Here is a 17,798-nt window from a genome sequence, read left to right on the forward strand (position 1 = left end):
CGGGCACGTAGATCGCCTGCACCGAGGTGATCGAGCCCTTGTTGGTCGAGGTGATCCGCTCCTGCAGCGCGCCCATGTCGGTCGAAAGCGTAGGCTGATAGCCCACCGCCGAGGGGATACGGCCGAGCAGCGCCGACACTTCGGCGCCCGCCTGGGTGAAGCGGAAGATGTTGTCGACGAAGAACAGCACGTCCTGCCCTTCGACGTCGCGGAAATATTCCGCGATCGTCAGACCCGACAGCGCGACGCGCGCGCGCGCGCCCGGCGGCTCGTTCATCTGGCCGAACACCAGCGCGACCTTCGAGCCTTCGGACACCGCGTTCCCGTCCGCATCCTTGGCGATGACGCCCGCGTCGAGGAATTCGTGGTACAGATCGTTGCCCTCGCGCGTGCGCTCGCCGACACCCGCGAACACCGACACGCCGCCATGCCCCTTGGCGATGTTGTTGATCAGTTCCTGAATCAGCACCGTCTTGCCGACGCCCGCGCCGCCGAACAGCCCGATCTTGCCGCCACGCGCATAGGGCGCGAGCAGGTCGATGACCTTGATCCCCGTCACCAGGATCGCGCTCTCGGTCGACTGGTCGACGAACAGCGGCGCCTGTGCGTGGATCGGCGAGTGGAAGTCCGAATTGACCGGGCCCCGTTCGTCGATCGGTTCGCCGATGACGTTCAGGATGCGGCCCAGCGTCGCGGGCCCGACCGGCACGGTAATCTGCGCGCCCGTATCGCGGACGCTCTGCCCACGCGTCAGCCCCTCGGTCGCGTCCATCGCGATCGTGCGCACGGTGTTCTCGCCGAGATGCTGTGCGACCTCGAGGACGAGGCGGTTGCCGTTATTGTCCGTCTCCAGCGCCGACAGGATCGACGGCAGGTTGTCGGGGAAATGCACATCGACGACCGCGCCGATGATCTGCGAGATCGTGCCGGTGTTGTTCGTCTGCGCGCCCGTGGTCGGGCGGATGTCTTCAGCGGCGGTTGCCATGTTCGTTCCTCAGTTCAAAATCCACTCGCCGTGCGCAGCGAGTTCGTCATGCATAGCATCGGGTGCGATATCGAGTTCACCGGGCCAAGCCACCGCGCCGCAAACGACATCTACCTCGTCAAACAAGGCCGAGTCCTTCAAATGTGCGAACACACCATGGAAGAACCCGTCCTCAAACTTTACGCGTCCAGCGACACCATCGACGTGCCAGACGTAGATTTCATGCTCGCCGATGATCTCCAGGGCGAGCACCCGCCACGGCGCACGAAACGTGATCGTGCCTAGCGCAGCGGACGAATACGTGTGGGGGTGCGGCCGTTGCTGCACGCCTCCCACGCCTTCAAAAGCGCGCCTTGGTTCTCTAACGCCCATTCATGCACCATAGCTTCGATACGAGGGGGAAGCGAGCCGTTCAGCAGCGTTCCATCCAGCGTAATTTGTGCTTCCTCGCCCTGATAATTGACGTGGAAATGCGGCGGCGGATGATCGCGCCAGAACATCCTGATCGCGATGCCGAAGAATATGCTGAGCGTCGGCATGCACGACTACAGCGCCTCCGCGCCCGAGATGATTTCCACCAGTTCGGTCGTGATCGCCGCCTGGCGGGTGCGGTTGTACTGGATCGAGAGGCGGTTGATCATGTCGCCCGCATTCTTGGTCGCGTTCTCCATCGCGTTCATGCGGCTGCCCTGTTCGGACGCTGCGTTTTCCAGCAGCGCGCGGAAGATCTGGATCGCGATGTTGCGTGGCAGCAGGTCGGCGAGTATCGATTCCTCGTCGGGCTCATATTCCACGGCAGCGCCGGCACCTTTTGGCGCGGAAGTGGAGGAAGTGGAGGCGTGCGACGCATTCGCCTCCACTTTCACGGGCACGATCTGGCGCGACGTCGGTTCCTGCACCAGCGCGGAGACGAACTCGGCGTAGAACAGATGCGCGACGTCGAACTCGCCCGCTTCGTAGCGGCGGATCAGGTCGTCGGCCAGCGCGCGCGCCTGGTCGAAGCTTGTCACCTTCATCCTCGACAGATCGAAATCCGCGGCGACCTGATCGGGGTAGAAGCGGCGGATCACCCGACCCTTCTTGCCCGCGACGTAGAAGCGCACGGTCTTGCCCGCCGCCTCGAGCTCCTCGGCCTTCTTGCGCGCGGCGCGGACGATGTTGGTGTTGAACGCCCCCGCCAGACCACGCTCGGAAGTCACGACGACCAGCAGCTGGACCTGGTCCTTGCCGGTGCCGCCAAGCAGCTTCGGCGAAGATTCGCTGACCGTAACCTTAGACGCCAGGCTGGCCATCACGCCCTCCAGCCGCTCGGCATAGGGACGCCCGGCCTCCGCCGCCTCCTGCGCACGGCGCAGCTTGGCGGCGGCGACCATCTTCATCGCCTTGGTAATCTTCTGCGTCGACTTCACCGAGCCGATGCGGATCTTGAGGGCCTTAAGGCTCGCCATCTATTCCTGATTCCCTTTCGGCGACGCCGACCCATTGTCCAACACCAACGTAGTGCCAGGACCGGCATCAGCGATGTTGCACGCCGCCGCGTACGCGGGATTGCTGCAATCCACCGTCATCGCACTTTGAGCGTCTTCAAGCCGCATCGGGTTGGAGTGCGTGCACGCAGCGACGAGCCCACATCCGACCAGCAGGAAAGAGACGCCCAACCCGATCACGCAAACGTCTTCGCGAACGCGTCCAGCGCGCCCTTGAGCTTGCCCTTGGCCTCGTCGCCCAGATCGCGCGTATCGCGGATCAGGGTCAGCACATCGGCATGGTTCGCGCGAAGGTCGGCGAGCATCTGCTCCTCGTACCGGGTCACGTCGTTCACCGGCACGGTGTCGATATACCCTTGCGTCCCTGCGAAGATCGACGCGGTCTGTTCCTCGAACGGCATCGGCGAGAACTGCTTCTGCTTCAGCAGTTCCGTCAGCCGCGCGCCGCGCGCCAGCAGGCGCTGGGTCGAGGCGTCGAGGTCCGAGCCGAACTGCGCGAAGGCCGCCATCTCGCGGTATTGCGCCAGCTCCAGCTTGATCGAGCCCGACACCTTCTTCATCGCCTTGGTCTGCGCGGCGGAACCGACGCGCGACACCGACAGGCCGACGTTGATCGCCGGACGGATGCCTGCGAAGAACAGGTCCGTCTCGAGGAAGATCTGGCCGTCGGTGATCGAGATCACGTTGGTCGGGATGTATGCCGACACGTCGCCCGCCTGCGTCTCGATGATCGGCAGCGCGGTCAGCGATCCGCCGCCGTTCGCGTCCGACATCTTCGCCGCGCGCTCCAGCAGGCGGCTGTGGAGATAGAAGACGTCGCCCGGATACGCCTCGCGGCCCGGCGGGCGGCGCAGCAGCAGCGACATCTGGCGATACGCGACCGCCTGCTTGGACAGATCGTCGAACACGATCAGCGCATGCATGCCGTTGTCGCGGAAATATTCGCCCATCGCGGTGCCGGTATAGGGCGCGAGGAACTGGAGCGGCGCGGGGTCCGACGCGGTCGCGGCGACGACGATCGAATAGTCCATCGCGCCCTGTTCGGTCAGCGTGCGGACGAGCTGCGCGACGGTCGAGCGCTTCTGGCCGACCGCGACATAGACGCAGTACAGCTTCTTCTTCTCGTCGGTGCCGGCGTTGACGCCCTTCTGGTTGATGAACGCGTCGATCGCGACCGCGGACTTGCCGGTCTGGCGATCGCCGATGATGAGTTCGCGCTGGCCGCGGCCGACGGGCACGAGCGCGTCGATCGCCTTCAGGCCCGACTGCATCGGCTCGCTGACCGAGGTACGCGGGATGATGCCCGGCGCCTTCACCTCGACGCGGCTGCGCTCGGTCGTCTCGATCGGGCCCTTGCCGTCGATCGGGTTGCCGAGGCCGTCGACCACGCGGCCGAGCAGTGCCTTGCCGATCGGCACATCGACGATCGTGCCGGTGCGCTTCACGACATCGCCTTCCTTGATCTCCGAATCCGACCCGAAGATCACGACGCCGACATTGTCGGCCTCAAGGTTCAGCGCCATGCCCTGCACGCCGTTCGAGAATTCGACCATCTCGCCCGCCTGGACGTTGTCCAGCCCGTAGATGCGCGCGATGCCGTCGCCGACGCTCAGCACCTGGCCGGTTTCGCTGATTTCGGCTTCGGTGCCGAAATTGGCGATCTGGTCGCGGATGACCTTCGAGATTTCTGCGGCGCGGATGTCCATGGGTATTGCCTTCAGCCTTTCCGGGGCGGCGTCAGCCGCCGACTTTCATTACGTGCGCAAGCGCATTCAGACGGGTGCGGATCGACGAATCGATGCGCTGCGAACCGATGCGGACTACCAGTCCACCGAGGAGTTCGGGATCGACCGCCAGGTCGACATTGACGTCGCGACCGACGCGCTGGCGAAGCTGCTGCTTCAGCGCGTCGACCTGATCGTCGGACAGCGGGTGCGCGGACGCGACCTCGGCGGTCGTCTCGCCCCGGTGTTGCGCAGCCAGCGCACGGAATGCACGGATGATCGCGGGTAGCTGTGCCAGCCGGTGGTTTTCCGCGAGGACACACAGGAAATTCTTCGTCGTGCCGTCGATGCTGATCTCGTACGCCACCGCCTGCACCGCCTTCACGGCCGCTTCGCGGGCGACCAGCGGACTGGTCGTCAGCAAGCGGAAATCGCCCGACTGGGTCAGCGCATCGCGCACCGCCGCCAGGCTGGCCTCGACGGCCTCGATTGCCTTCGACTCTTGCGCAAGCTCGAACAATGCGAACGCATAGCGCCCGCTCAAACTCGCCTGAATACCGCCGGATAACTCCACGCGATTAGCATCCTCGTCCCTGGATCAACGGATATCGCCCCATGGCGACGGGGGCGCGGAACCGTGCCTGCCGATGGGTTGCCGGGCGGTTAGCATCGGGTGCCGGGGGATGCAAGGCGGGGGATATCCACGCGCAGGGCTCTCCAGCCGTGGTTAGGCAAATGTAAATCCTTGCCCCCTAACCCCGTTGACGACGACAAGAGGTGAGGCATGAGCGCGTTCGGCCGACGGCCTGGTACTACGGGATCGACCCCTGCCCGGCCGGCGTTCGGCGTGGCGCGTCCGATGCAGGGCGGCGGCATAGCGCCGCGCGCCGATACCGAAGGCGGATCGCAATTTCCGCCGCTCGATTCGCTGCCGATACCCGGCGAGAGCGAAGGCGTCGGCCCGGGCACGATGCCCGGCCTGCCGATGGACGCGATGCAGCGCCTGGCCGATCGCCAGAATGCTTCCGCCGATTCGGGCAGCAGCCGCGTCGAAGGCTTCGAAAGCTCGATCCACAAGATCAAGGAACAGGTGCTGCCGCGCCTGCTCGAACGCGTCGACCCCGAAGCCGCGGCGACGCTCGGCAAGGACGAACTCGCCGAGGAATTTCGTCCGATCATCGGCGAGGTGCTCGCCGAACTGAAACTGACGCTCAACCGGCGCGAACAGTTCGCGCTGGAAAAGGTGCTGGTCGACGAATTGCTTGGCCTTGGGCCACTCGAGGAATTGCTGGCCGATCCCAACATCACCGACATCATGGTGAACGGGCCCGAGCAGACCTATGTCGAGCGCAAGGGCAAGCTGGAACTCGCACAGATCCAGTTCCGTGACGAAGAACATCTGTTCCAGATCGCGCAGCGGATCGTCAATTCGGTCGGTCGTCGCGTCGATCAGACCTCGCCGCTGGCCGATGCGCGCCTGAAGGACGGTTCGCGCGTCAACGTCATCGTACCGCCTTTGTCGCTGCGCGGGACCGCGATCTCGATCCGTAAATTCTCCGCCAAGCCGATCACGATCGACATGATGGCAGGGTTCGGCAGCATGAGCCCGAAGATGGCGACCGCGCTGAAGATCGCGGGGGCCAGCCGGTTCAACGTCGTGATCTCCGGCGGTACGGGGTCGGGCAAGACGACGATGCTGAACGCCTTGTCGAAGATGATCGACCCGGGCGAACGCGTGCTGACGATCGAGGACGCCGCCGAGCTTCGCCTGCAACAGCCGCATTGGCTGCCGCTGGAAACGCGCCCCGCCAATCTCGAGGGGCAGGGCGAGGTCAGCATCCGCGATCTCGTGAAGAACGCGCTGCGTATGCGACCCGACCGGATCATCCTCGGCGAAATTCGCGGCAGCGAGTGTTTCGACATGCTTGCCGCGATGAACACGGGTCATGACGGATCGATGTGCACGCTCCACGCCAACTCGCCGCGCGAGGCCTTGGCGCGTATGGAAAACATGGTGATGATGTCGGACATCAAGGTGCCGAAGGAAGCGATCAGCCGCCAGATCGCCGATTCGGTCGAACTGATCATCCAGGTCAAGCGCCTTCGCGACGGCAGCCGGCGCGTGACGAACGTGACCGAAGTGATCGGCATGGAAGGTCCCGTCATCGTCACGCAGGAACTGTTCAAGTTCGAGTATCTCGACGAAAGCGCCGACGGAAAGATCATCGGCGAATACCGCTCGATGGGCCTGCGCCCCTACACGCTCGACAAGGCGCGGCAATACGGATTCGATTCGGCCTATCTCGAGGCCTGTCTGTAGCATCCAAGCCAACAGGTACCGTTAACTATTCTTCCGGCACCTTCGCTTAGGGTAAGGCGATGCAACGCATCACGACTCCCATCCTCCTCGTGCTGTTGCCACTCGGTCTATTCCTGGCGTTCTTCCACCCCACGACCTTGCAGGTCGGCAACGCCGGATGGCTGATCCGGGGCAGCGACAATGGCGAGAACGCGCTTGGGGCCCACGCCTATTGGCATGACCGGTCCGCAGGCGGGTCGCTCAAGACCATATTGCTCAATGCCCCCGAGGGAGTGCCGATACTCTACACGGACAGCAACCCGCTGGTCACATTGGCAGCAAAACCATTTGCGGCGCTGTTGCCCGACGACGCCCAGTTTGTCGGCCTGTTCGTCCTTCTCAGCCTGATACTGCAGGCCTTTTTTGCATGGCTGCTGCTTCGCCGTCATGCACCGGGCCGCGTGGCGTTATGGGCCGGGGTCATGTTGCTGGCATTCCCGCCGACGCTCGCCAACCGGTTCGTCCATGCCAACCTGATGGCGCATTGGACGATATTGGCGGCGCTCTATCTGTTTCTCGATGCGGACCGCAGTCGGAGGCTGGCCTGGTGGGCTCCGCTGATTGCGGTAACCGCGCTGATCCACAGCTATCTGCTGATCATGGTCGGCGCGATCTGGGCTTCGGCAATGCTGATGCGCTTCGTCGAGGGATCACGGCAAACGCGCCTCGCGACGCTGGGACAGGCCGCGGCCATTTTGAGCCTCGTCGCCGCACTGGCCTGGTGGCTTGGCATCGGAGACCAGATACCGGCCGGCAATTTCGGTGCGTTCTCGATGCCGCTCGACGCGTTATGGAACCCGGGCATCGGCAATTTCTCGAACCTGTTGCCCGCCCACGAAAAGAGTCCGGGCCGGGGCTTTGAAGGGTTCCAGTATCTTGGTGCCGGTTGTCTGCTGCTCATCGCGGTGGCCGTCGTCATCGCTGTCTATCGGCCGGCCCGCGAAGGCGAGCGTGCGGCGGGGCAGCGCCTGCGCGGGTTGGTTCCGGCGCTGGTCGTGCTCGCGATCCTCGCCGTGGCGCATATGCACCTACCTCCCTTCGCGCTGGCGTTGCTCGATCCGGTACGCGCGTCGGGTCGCCTGTTCTGGCCCATCGGCTATGTCCTGGTATTGATGGCCGTGCTGTCCGTATTCCGTCTGTCCGCTGAACGCGCAGCACTCGTCCTGATCGCGGTCGTCGCGATTCAGACCATCGACCTGGCGGGCATGGCCGACGCGATCCGTGCCCAAAGCCGCGAGGCCGACCGGCACCAGCTTTACGCCCGCACTCTCGATCCGCGCTGGGATCGATTGATCGGCCGGTCGCAGTCCATCGCGTTCATGCCCGGCGACGTGACGCACGACCTCGACGTCTTTCAGGAAATCGCATGGCGTGCAGCCGACGCCGGGCGACCCGTCGCCAACGTCTATGCCGCACGAACGAGCCGGACCACCACGCGCCGTCTCGAAACCGAAGCGGCCGCCTTTGCACGAGGTGAACTGGTACCCGGGCGGTTGTACGTCGTACTGGCGGGTGCGCCGATGCCGTTCGCCGCAAAATCTCGCAGGCTGACGCTCGACGGCGTCGGCGTCGTCGCTCCATTTCCGACGCGCTGACCGTCGTCGCGAGCGCGTTCACCGCAACCGTTCGACCTTTTCCTGCAACCGTTCCAGTTCGGCACGCAGCGATGCGATCTCGGCGTCCTTGCCACCCGGCGTGGCAGCTCCCGCCGGCGCAGCATTGCCGGCCGCGCCCGGTTTGAACGCGTTCGCCGCCGCTTCGAACATCGCCATGTTGCGCTTGGCGATCTCGGCGAAGGGCGAGTTGGCGAAGGCACCCTCCACCGCGGTCTTGAACTGCGCCTGGTTGCGGCGGAAGCTGTCCATCGATGCCTCGAGATAGCCGGGCACCATCGCCTGCATCGAATCGCCGTACATCGATATCAGCTGGCGCAGGAAACTGACCGGCAGCATCGTCTCGCCGCGGCTTTCCTCCTCCATGATGATCTGCGTGAGGACGTTGTGCGTGATGTCCTCTTCGGACTTCGCGTCGATGACCTTGAAGTCCCGCCCCTCGCGCGTCATGGCGGCAAGGTGGTCCAGCGTGATGTAGGACGACGTCTCGGTATTGTAGAGACGGCGGTTGGCGTATTTCTTGACGATGACCGGACCGTCGCCGATGGGTTTTTTCATGTCTGCCCCCGCACTGAAGGGGTCGGCGTATCGCGTTTCGTGCCGCACTGCAACATCCTGCAACATATTTGCAGCGAGCCTGCGTTTCGGTTGGAAGTACGTGCCAGAGCAATCGCTTCGACGGGAGCGATCCGTCGGATGAGGTGGCAGAATTGTCACATTGCTTTCACAATATGACGAGTCACGTACCCCGAATGCGATCACCATATTGCGCCGCCGCGCGGTTAGGCGTGTATCTGTTGCAACAAAAATGGGGGCAACGATGATCAGGAATCGACTTCTCTGTGCGACCGCTTTGGCCGGCGCATTGGTGGGATGTCCGGCGGTGGCCGGCGCGCAGACCGTTCAACCCGGTAGCACGGATTGCCGATCGGCCGATGGGAAGCCGAGCCCTTGCGTGCCGTCTGCGGATACGGCGCCGACCAGCACCAGCGGCCAGGCCGAGAAAAGCAGCAACGATGTCGATATCGTCGTCACTGGCTCGCGCATCGCGCGCCCGGCGCTGGAATCACCTGTGCCGGTCACCAGCGTGTCGGCCGAGAACCTGCTGGCGACGGGCACGATCAACGTCGGCGACGCGTTGAACGAGCTGCCAGCGTTACGCTCAACGTTCAGCCAGGCGAATTCCGAACGTTTCATCGGCACGTCGGGCGTCAACTTCCTCGACCTGCGCGGGCTCGGCACTTCGCGTACGCTCGTCCTCGTGAACGGACGCCGGCACGTCACTTCGTCGCCCGGCGATTACCTTGTCGATATCAACACGATCCCGACCGATCTGCTGGAAAGCACCGACATCGTGACCGGTGGTAATTCGGCCATCTACGGCTCGGATGCGGTCGCGGGTGTCGTCAACTTCAACCTGAAGCGGAATTTCGAAGGCATCCGTCTGAGCGGACAGGGAAGCGTAACCTCGCGGGGCGATCGCGGATCGTATTTCGGTGCGCTCACGATGGGCAAGAACTTCGCCGAAGGGCGCGGCAACATCGCGATGTCGCTCGAATATACGAAGTCCAATGCACTCTACAATACGGACCGAGATTCCCTGACGGGCGCGTATTCCGGCCGGAATCAGTTCAATCTTCACGAGAGCACGGTGGGCGAACCGGCCGCCGGCAACGGCGTCCCGGACAATCTGTTCTACAGCGGCGTCAGGAACGGCACGATCGCCGACGGTGGCCTCGTCACCGCGGTCTGCAGTGCAGCCTCGCCAGCCCAGCTCGCCAATCCGGCGCGGTGCCGTCCCACCTCGGTTGCTGCTTCGGCGACCACGGCCGGTATCGGTCTTGGCCAGCGGTACGTGTTCGATTCGAACGGTAACTTGGTTCTCAGCACGCCGTCGCTGGATTTCCGCGATATCACCACCAACTTTGCCAGCGCCACGCCGAGCAGCGGTAGCAGCAACACGATAGGCGGCCTGGGTTCGACCTTGGAGAACACCGGCCAACTCCTTCCGCAACTGCAGCGTTATTCGGCGAACATTCTCGCGCATTTCGATTTTTCGGACGCATTCCGCCCGTTCGTCGAAGCAAAATATGTCCGGATCAATGCGAACCAAGAAGGTCAGCCCAGCTTCTTCCAGGGCAGCATTCCCGGTTTCTTCGGCGGCGGCAGCGAATTGCGGTGTAACAACCCGTTCCTGACGACGCAGGCGCTGACGACGCTTCAGTCGATCGGCCGCTGCGTCAACCCTGCGACGAGCGTGTTCACGATCAGCCGCTTCAACGTCGATTTCGGCGGTCGCGCCGAACTGCACAAGCGCGAGACCTACCGAATCGTCGGTGGGGTGGATGGCACCTTCAACGGTGACTGGACCTACAACTTCGCGGTCAATTTCGGTCGCTTCCAAGATCACAACAGCGGGCTCAACAATCTGAAGCTGTTCGATCTGAACGGCAACCCAGATGGCTTCCTGCTGGCGGCGAATGCCGTCAACGCGCCCGCCGGCTTTGCCGGCGCCAATTTCGCGCTGGGTGCGGCCGGGCAGAAGGTCGTGTGCGCCGTCAATGCCGTGACGAATACCCGTCCCGACTGCGTCCCGATCAACGTGTTCGGATCGGGCGCGCCGTCCGCCGCTGCCTTGGCGTTCGTCAATACGACGTCGACAAACTACCAGAACGCCGAAGAATTCGACGTGTCGTTGAACATCACGGGCAATACCGGAAAGTTCTTCGAGATGCCGGGCGGCCCGGTAAAGTTCGCCGTCGGCGGCGAGTATCGGTCGGAAAGCGCGTTCTCGGCTTATGATGCGCTTACCGCGTCCGGCGGTACGTTCCTGAACGCAATCCCCGAATTCCATCCCCCGATCGAGCGCGTCGCAGAAGGCTATGCCGAAATCGACGTTCCTATCCTCAAGGATCACCGGTTCTTCGAAGAGCTGACCGCGTCGGGTGCGGGCCGATACTCGTCCTACAATACGACGGCGGGCGGCGTCTGGTCTTACAATGCCGGTATCGTGTGGTCGCCCTTCTACGGCGTCCGGTTCCGCGGCAGTTACGGGCATTCCGTCCGGGCGCCAACGCAGAGCGATCTGTATACCAGCCCGACCCAGAACTTTGGGTTCATCGCCGATCCTTGCGACGCGCAGAACGTCAACAACGGAACCCAGTTCCGCGTAGCGAATTGCTCGGCAGCGGGCATACCCGCCGGCTTCATCAACGACCCGGCACGCACCCAGACCCTGAGCTTCGTCGATGCGGGCAACCCGGGGCTGAAGGCGGAAACGTCGAACAGCTACACCGGCGGCATCGTGCTCGAACCTCACCAGATCCGGGGGCTGTCACTCTCCGTCGATTACTACAAGATCAAGGTCGATAACCTGATTTCCTCGGTGGCGATCCAGACCATCGTCAATCAGTGCTACGACTCCGCGACGCTCAACAATCCGTATTGCGCGCTGCTGTTCCCGCGCGATCCAACGACTCACCTGTTTGCGACCCCCTATGTCGGGACCGCTTCTACCTTGAACTTCGCTCGACAGACGACGTCGGGTATCGATGCCGAGCTGTCGTATAATCGGAGCTTCAACAATGGCAGCAAGGTGGCCTTTAGCGGCCTGCTGAGCTGGGTCGCCGATCGTACGAACTATCTCGATCCTATCAACCCGACCATTCCGACGCGGCAGCTCGGCAATCTGGGCGATCCGGAATTCAAGGGTCAGTTCAACGTCAGCTACTCGTTGCCGAGCGGCGTATATGCCCGGTATCAGTTCCAGTTCATCGGCAAGCAGTCGATCGGCAACTATTGCGACCAACATTCGTGCAACGGTCAGCCGCCGCAGAACGCCGACGAATTTCCGGTCGCTGATTATCCGATCATCACGTACAGCAACCTTCGTGTCGGCTTCAATGTCCAGAAGAAGTTCGAATTCTACGTCGGCTGCGATAACATCTTCGACCGGTTGCCGCCTTATGGACTGCTCGGCACGGGTGCAGGAAGTGGTATCTATAACAACGTCGGACGCCAGTTCTATGCTGGGTTCAAGGCAAACTACTAAGGCTTGAAGTTAAGAGGGGGGTGCTTCGCCAGAGGCATCCCCTTTTCAATCAAGCCGAAGATAACGTATCACGTCCAGACGCGGCCATATCGGCCGCCGATCGACGTCAGCAATTCATATTGCGACATGCCGCTCGCGCTGGCCGCGATGGGCAGCGCAAGGTCGATGGTCAGCCAGTCGCCCTCCGCGACATCGGGTGCAACGTCCGCGCGCACCGCCAGCAGGTCCATCGATACCCGGCCAAGAACCGGCAATGCCGCATCGCCCCGTCGTGCGAAGCCGCGGTCGGAGAAACCCCGGAAATAGCCGTCGGCATAGCCGATATTGAGGATGGCGAGTTCGGTATCCGCGCGCGCGGTCCAGGTGGCATTGTAGCCGACGGTCTCGCCCGCCGACACGCGGCGGCGCTGCAGCACTTGCGCCTGCGGGGTCGCGACCTGGCGGATGATTCCTTCGAATTCCCCACGCGGCATTCCTCCGTACAGGGCAAGCCCCGGTCGCGTCAGGTCGAACGCATAGGCCGGCCCCAAGGCGATGCCGGCGGAATTGGCGAGGCTCATCCGCCGCGCGCTCGTCGCGCCTGCCAGCGCGGCGAAGCCGGCCCGCTGGCGCGCGTTCATGCCCGCATTCTCGTCCGCACAGGCCAGATGGCTCATCAGCGTGTCGATCGCCAGACCGTCCAGCAGCCCAGCTGCCACCGCCGTCGCTGACACCCCGAGCCGGTTCATGCCGGTGTCGACCATCACGTCGCAGGCCCCACCGCCCGCCGCCTTCCACCGTTCCACCTGGATTGGGGTGTTGAGCACCGGACGCGCGATGCCTTCCCGCGCGATCGCCATGTCCTCGTCGCGCACCCCGTGCAGCACCGAGACGTTCAGCCCCAGCGGCGCAAGTGCCTCCGCCTCCGCCCATGTCGCGACGAAGAAGTCGCGGCACCCCGCCGCCGCCAGCCGCGTCGCCACGCCGTTTGCACCAAGCCCGTAGCCGTCCGCCTTCACCGCAGCGCCGCAGGCCGCGCTACCGCTGAGCCGGTCGAGCGTGCGCCAGTTATCGGCCAGCGCCTCCCCGTCCAGCAGCAACCGCAGCGGCGGGGATGACGCCGTCAAACCGTCACGCTTCCGCCGCGGACACCAGCGCGCGTTCGTCGAGCCACACGACCGTCACCACCAGCGCCACCGCGACGACCGCCATCGTGTACCACAGCCCGGCGAAGGGATCGCCCGTCTTGGCGACGATATACTGGCTGATGAACGGCAGGAACCCGCCGAAATAGCCGGTGCCGATATGATAGGGGATCGACAGCGAACTGTAGCGGATGGCGGGCGGGAACATCTCCGACAGCAGCGCCGCGACCGGGCCATAGGTGATACCCGACAGCGCCCCCATCGCGAGGATCGCCACCAGGATCAGCGCGATGTTGCCCGGCGACGGCTTCACCTTCGCCAGATCGTACCCTGCATGCGTCAGCGCCGCGTCGAGCCCGGCGGGGCCATGATCCGCGATCGGCTCGCCGCCGATCGTCACGACGGTAACCGGCGTACGCTGCTTGGTGTAGGCGACGCCCTTCTTCGACAGATAGTCGAGCACCTGGCCGCAATCGTCCGTCTGCTCCTTCGCGAACGGGCTGTACGCGCAGGCCGGCCCCGACACGACGACGGGTGCGCGCTGCGCCGCTCGCGACAGGCCGGGGTTCGCCGCCGCGCCGATCGTCCAGAAGATCGGGAACAGCAATACCAATGTCAGCGCATAGCCGATGACGATCGGCGTCTTGCGCCCGACCTTGTCCGACCATTTCCCGAACGCGACGAACCACGCCAGCCCGACCAGCGCGCCTGCGCCAACGATCAACTGCGCCGTCGTCTCGTCGACGCGCATCGGCCCTTGCAGGAACGACAGGACGGTGAACATCGCGGTGTACCAGATGACCGTCAGCCCCGCTGCGATCCCGAACAACGCGACCAGCATGCGTTTGATATTGCCCGGATAGGTGAAGCTTTCGACCAGCGGGTTGACCGCACGCTCCCCGGCCGCACGCATCGCCGCGAACACCGGGCTTTCCGACAGCTTCAGCCGCATCCACAGCGACACCGCGAGCAGCACGAGCGAGAACAGGAACGGCAGTCGCCACGCCCAGCCGTTCCAGACCGGCGGCGCGACCACCGCCCTGGTCAGCAGAACGACGACGATGCTGAGGATGAACCCACCGACGACGCCTGCCTGGATGAAACTGGTGTAGAAACCCGCCTTCCCGCGCGGCGAATGTTCCGCGACATACACCGCCGCCCCGCCATATTCGCCGCCGAGCGCCAGCCCCTGCGCGATCCGAAGCAGCAGCACGATCGCGGGCGCGGCCAGCCCGATCGTCGCCGCCGAAGGCACCAGCCCGACCCCGGCGGTCGCGATGCCCATCAGCGTGATGGTGACCAGGAACGTATATTTGCGCCCCATCCGGTCGCCCAGATAGCCGAACAGCACCGCGCCGAGCGGCCGGAATCCGAACCCGACCGCGAACCCCGCCCAGGCGAGCAAGGTCTGCACCATTTCGTTCCCCGCCGGGAAGAAGGTGCGTCCGATGATGCCCGATGCGGCAAGCGTCCCGTAGATGAAGAAATCGTACCATTCGAACACGGTGCCGAGCGACGACGCCGCGATGACCAGCCGGATTTCCGCGCGCGTCGGATGATGGTCCTCGATTGCCTGCGTCATTTGGTGCCTCTCCCTGCGCCTTCAGTAGCGCGGCGGGGCGGGGCGGCAACCGAGTCGCAACGGCGTGCGATTGCAGAAAACGCATTCGGAAGTGGACGAAGTGGACGCCACGTTACGGCCGGAATCACCTCTGGTCGGGTTCTGACAGTCGGTCGAGCGAGGCAGGCGAGCGGGCGCGGCAGCGGCATGCTCCGGCAGGTGGCATGGATGATCCAACATTGCTACCCGTCCCCCCCTTCCCCGGCGAAGGCCGGGGGCCACCAGCGAAGATCAGAGTTGCGGCGTGCGTCGCTTCATCGCGATGGTCTCGCCGATGGGCCCCGGCCTCCGCCGGGGAGGGGTGTCAGGATGCCGCGCGCCCCTCCCTCACCCGCCCCCTCCACCACGCCGAAGGCGTGGTGGAGGGGGTTATCTACGAGCGGTCCGCTCGCGGCCTACCCCCTCCACCATACTGCGCATGGTCCCCCTCCCCGTCCCGGGGAGGATCGAACGCCCCATTCGTTTACCGCGTTGGCGCGCCGCCAGCTTCGTGCCACACTTCGCGGATGCAGACCTCCACCACCACCGCCCCCTCCCCCCGCGAACTCACCTTCCGCGCGATCGTCCTCGGCGGGATCATCACGTTGCTGTTCACCGCGGCGAACGTCTATCTGGGGCTGAAGGTCGGGCTGACCTTCGCGACGTCGATCCCGGCGGCGGTGATATCGATGGCGATCCTCCGCTATCTGCCCGGCGCGACGATCCTGGAAAACAATATCGTGCAGACGGTCGCGTCGGCGGCGGGGACGCTGGCGGCGATCATCTTCGTGCTGCCGGGGCTGGTGATGGTCGGCTGGTGGCACGGCTTTCCATTCATCGCGACCGCGGGGATCACGATGACGGGCGGGTTCCTGGGGGTCATGTTCTCGGTGCCGCTGCGCCGCGCGCTGGTCGTCGATACCGACCTGCCCTATCCCGAGGGGCACGCCGCCGCCGAAGTGCTGAAGATCGGCGCGGGCAGCCGGGAGGGCGAGGAGGAAAGCGCGCGGGGCCTGCGCGTCATCGTCGTCAACAGCCTCGTATCGGCGGGGTTCGCGGTCCTGACGCAGACGCGGCTCGCCGTGGCTGAGGCGACGCAATTCTTCCGCGTCGGTGGCGGCGCGACCGAGATTTCGGGGGGGCTGTCCTTCGCGCTGCTCGGCGTCGGGCATCTGGTCGGGCTGTCGGTGGGCATGGCGATGTTGTTCGGGATCGTCATCGGCTTCTGGATCGCGCTCCCGATCCTGACCGCGCATGCCGCATCGGCCGGGCCGATCGCGGACTGGGTCGGCGGCAGCTTCAAGCATGACGTCCGCTTCCTGGGTGCCGGCGTGATCGGGGTCGCGGCGGTGTGGACGCTGGTGAAGATCGCAGGCCCCGTCGCCGGCGGCATCCGGTCGTCCTTCGCGGCATCGCGGGCACGCGGGCGCAGCGAGACGGTGGCGCTGGAGGAACGCGACCTGCCGTTCGGGATCGTCGCAGGGGGCAGCCTGCTCGTGCTGGTGCCGATCGCGGTGCTGCTGTGGTCGACGATCGCGGACGGCCCATTGCAGGGGTCGGCGCTGGTGCTGATCGCAGGCGCATTGCTGTTCGTGCTGGTCGCGGGGCTCGTGATCGCGGCGGTGTGCGGGTATATGGCGGCGCTGATCGGCGCGTCGAACTCGCCGGTGTCGGGGATCGGGATATTGTCCGTGCTGGCGGCGTCGCTGATGCTGGTCGGGCTGTTCGGACGCGAAATGCCGGTTGGCACGACGCAGGCGCTGGTCGCCTATGCGCTGATCGTGACGGGGATCGTGTTCGGCGTCGCGACGATATCGAACGACAATCTCCAGGACCTGAAGACCGGTCAGCTGGTCGGCGCGACGCCGTGGAAGCAGCAGGTGGCGCTGTTGTTCGGCGTCGTCTTCGGCAGCCTCGTCGTGCCGCCTGTCTTGCAACTCATGATGACCTCGTTCGGGTTCGCGGGGATGCCGGGTGCCGGGCCGAACGCGCTGGCGGCTCCCCAGGCGGCGTTGATCTCCGCGCTGGCCAAGGGCGTGCTCGGCGGTGATCTCAACTGGGCGATGCTCGGCTGGGGCGCGCTGGTCGGGGTCGGGGTGGTGATCGTCGACGAACTGCTCGGCGTCGCGAAGCTGCTGCGCCTGCCGCCGCTCGGGGTGGGGCTCGGTATCTACCTGCCGATGAGCGTCACGCTGCCGGTCGTCCTCGGCGCGGTGATCGGCTGGCGGTACGAGGCATGGGCGGAACGCAGCGGTGATCCGGAACAGGCGAAGCGGCTCGGCGTGCTGACCGCGACCGGGATGATCGTGGGCGAGAGCCTGTGGGGCGTCGCCTTCGCCGGCATCGTCGCCGCGGCGGGGACGGATGCGCCGTTGGCCTTGGTGGGGGATGGGTTCGGGACATGGGCGCTGATCGGCGGGACGGTGCTGTTTCTGGCGTTGGTCGGGTGGCTGTACGGGCGGACGCGGGCGGCGGTGTCGAAAGGCTGAAGCGTGGACCTAACGCCGTTGGCGTGGTTCACGCTGATGGGCGCGCCTCTGGTGGTCTTTCTTGCCGCCCGGCTCGAAAGGGGACAACCGAAAACATCGACAGTTAAACGGGCGGCAGCTTTTTTGGCGCTCGTCGCCATAGCATGGGTTTGCGCTATCGAGTTTTCATGGCGTCCATTGAATTGGATGATGCTTTGCGGTGCCTACCTTTCCTGGTGTATACTGATCGGAGCCTTTTTTGATATTAGGCCACGCGCGTTAGGCGTTATCTTCGGAATATTTCGAAGCGTTTCCCTGGTCCCGGGCATCTTACTAGGACGCGGTGACATTTTAGGGATTCCGCTGAGCCGATAGTTCTGATTCAAC

The 17,798-nt window shown here is 64.5% G+C and carries 13 protein-coding genes; 4 read left to right on the plus strand and 9 right to left on the minus strand.

The features are described from left to right. The 6 genes from atpD to ACFE7D_RS10470 form a co-directional block, all read right to left on the minus strand. Positions 1–985, minus strand: a 985-nt coding sequence (gene atpD, locus ACFE7D_RS10445) for a F0F1 ATP synthase subunit beta (RefSeq protein ID WP_375395354.1), incomplete at its 3' end; no start/stop codon positions are given. A gap of 9 nt (positions 986–994) precedes the next feature. After that, entirely contained in the window at positions 995–1,237 is a 243-nt protein-coding gene (locus ACFE7D_RS10450; protein ID WP_375395355.1) for a DUF2442 domain-containing protein, read from the minus strand. 29 nt (positions 1,238–1,266) lie between these two features. Continuing rightward, complete coding sequence (locus ACFE7D_RS10455) at positions 1,267–1,524, minus strand: DUF4160 domain-containing protein (protein WP_375395356.1); 258 nt, start codon at positions 1,522–1,524, stop codon at positions 1,267–1,269. Positions 1,525–1,530: 6 nt separating this feature from the next. Further along, positions 1,531–2,433, minus strand: coding sequence for a F0F1 ATP synthase subunit gamma (locus ACFE7D_RS10460; RefSeq protein ID WP_375395357.1), 903 nt, complete (start codon positions 2,431–2,433; stop codon positions 1,531–1,533). Positions 2,434–2,648: 215 nt separating this feature from the next. After that, positions 2,649–4,178 carry a F0F1 ATP synthase subunit alpha gene (gene atpA / locus ACFE7D_RS10465; protein ID WP_375395358.1) on the minus strand — a complete coding sequence of 510 codons (1,530 nt, stop codon included), beginning with the start codon at positions 4,176–4,178 and terminating at the stop codon, positions 2,649–2,651. A gap of 31 nt (positions 4,179–4,209) precedes the next feature. Beyond that, on the minus strand, positions 4,210–4,770 hold the full coding sequence (locus ACFE7D_RS10470; protein ID WP_375395359.1) for a F0F1 ATP synthase subunit delta: 561 nt from the start codon (positions 4,768–4,770) through the stop codon (positions 4,210–4,212). Positions 4,771–4,980: 210 nt separating this feature from the next. Between ACFE7D_RS10470 and ACFE7D_RS10475 the strand changes: the two genes are divergently transcribed. Further along, a complete protein-coding gene (locus ACFE7D_RS10475; RefSeq protein ID WP_174285141.1) occupies positions 4,981–6,516 on the plus strand; it encodes a CpaF family protein in 1,536 nt (511 codons plus the stop codon). A gap of 59 nt (positions 6,517–6,575) precedes the next feature. Further along, entirely contained in the window at positions 6,576–8,150 is a 1,575-nt protein-coding gene (locus ACFE7D_RS10480; RefSeq protein ID WP_375395360.1) for a DUF6311 domain-containing protein, read from the plus strand. Between the two features lie 18 nt (positions 8,151–8,168). Here ACFE7D_RS10480 and phaR read toward each other — a convergent pair whose 3' ends face one another. Beyond that, on the minus strand, positions 8,169–8,726 hold the full coding sequence (phaR, locus tag ACFE7D_RS10485; protein ID WP_375395361.1) for a polyhydroxyalkanoate synthesis repressor PhaR: 558 nt from the start codon (positions 8,724–8,726) through the stop codon (positions 8,169–8,171). 397 nt (positions 8,727–9,123) lie between these two features. Here phaR and ACFE7D_RS10490 point away from each other — a divergent pair, with 397 nt between their 5' ends. Then, positions 9,124–12,219 carry a TonB-dependent receptor domain-containing protein gene (locus tag ACFE7D_RS10490; protein ID WP_375395362.1) on the plus strand — a complete coding sequence of 1,032 codons (3,096 nt, stop codon included), beginning with the start codon at positions 9,124–9,126 and terminating at the stop codon, positions 12,217–12,219. Positions 12,220–12,287: 68 nt separating this feature from the next. Here the strand turns inward: ACFE7D_RS10490 and ACFE7D_RS10495 are convergent, their stop codons facing one another. Continuing rightward, positions 12,288–13,325: an alanine racemase gene (locus ACFE7D_RS10495; RefSeq protein ID WP_375395363.1), complete on the minus strand. Its 1,038-nt coding sequence runs from the start codon at positions 13,323–13,325 to the stop codon at positions 12,288–12,290. 4 nt (positions 13,326–13,329) lie between these two features. After that, a complete protein-coding gene (locus ACFE7D_RS10500; RefSeq protein WP_375395364.1) occupies positions 13,330–14,925 on the minus strand; it encodes an MFS transporter in 1,596 nt (531 codons plus the stop codon). 545 nt (positions 14,926–15,470) lie between these two features. Here ACFE7D_RS10500 and ACFE7D_RS10505 point away from each other — a divergent pair. After that, positions 15,471–17,432, plus strand: a complete 1,962-nt coding sequence (locus ACFE7D_RS10505) for an OPT family oligopeptide transporter (protein WP_375395365.1) — start codon at positions 15,471–15,473, stop codon at positions 17,430–17,432. Positions 17,433–17,798: the final 366 nt, after the last annotated feature.

Source organism: uncultured Sphingomonas sp., assembly GCF_964244235.1.
In the GTDB taxonomy this organism is placed as follows: domain Bacteria; phylum Pseudomonadota; class Alphaproteobacteria; order Sphingomonadales; family Sphingomonadaceae; genus Sphingomonas.

What these genes read in the sequence shown, in the direction of transcription:
- ACFE7D_RS10455 (WP_375395356.1), bottom strand. Translation starts at nt 1,524, where the DNA reads ATGCCGACGCTCAGCATATTCTTCGGCATCGCGATCAGGATGTTCTGG.
- ACFE7D_RS10460 (WP_375395357.1), bottom strand. Translation starts at nt 2,433, where the DNA reads ATGGCGAGCCTTAAGGCCCTCAAGATCCGCATCGGCTCGGTGAAGTCG.
- atpA (WP_375395358.1), bottom strand. Translation starts at nt 4,178, where the DNA reads ATGGACATCCGCGCCGCAGAAATCTCGAAGGTCATCCGCGACCAGATC.
- ACFE7D_RS10475 (WP_174285141.1), top strand. Translation starts at nt 4,981, where the DNA reads ATGAGCGCGTTCGGCCGACGGCCTGGTACTACGGGATCGACCCCTGCC.
- ACFE7D_RS10480 (WP_375395360.1), top strand. Translation starts at nt 6,576, where the DNA reads ATGCAACGCATCACGACTCCCATCCTCCTCGTGCTGTTGCCACTCGGT.
- phaR (WP_375395361.1), bottom strand. Translation starts at nt 8,726, where the DNA reads ATGAAAAAACCCATCGGCGACGGTCCGGTCATCGTCAAGAAATACGCC.
- ACFE7D_RS10500 (WP_375395364.1), bottom strand. Translation starts at nt 14,925, where the DNA reads ATGACGCAGGCAATCGAGGACCATCATCCGACGCGCGCGGAAATCCGG.
- ACFE7D_RS10505 (WP_375395365.1), top strand. Translation starts at nt 15,471, where the DNA reads ATGCAGACCTCCACCACCACCGCCCCCTCCCCCCGCGAACTCACCTTC.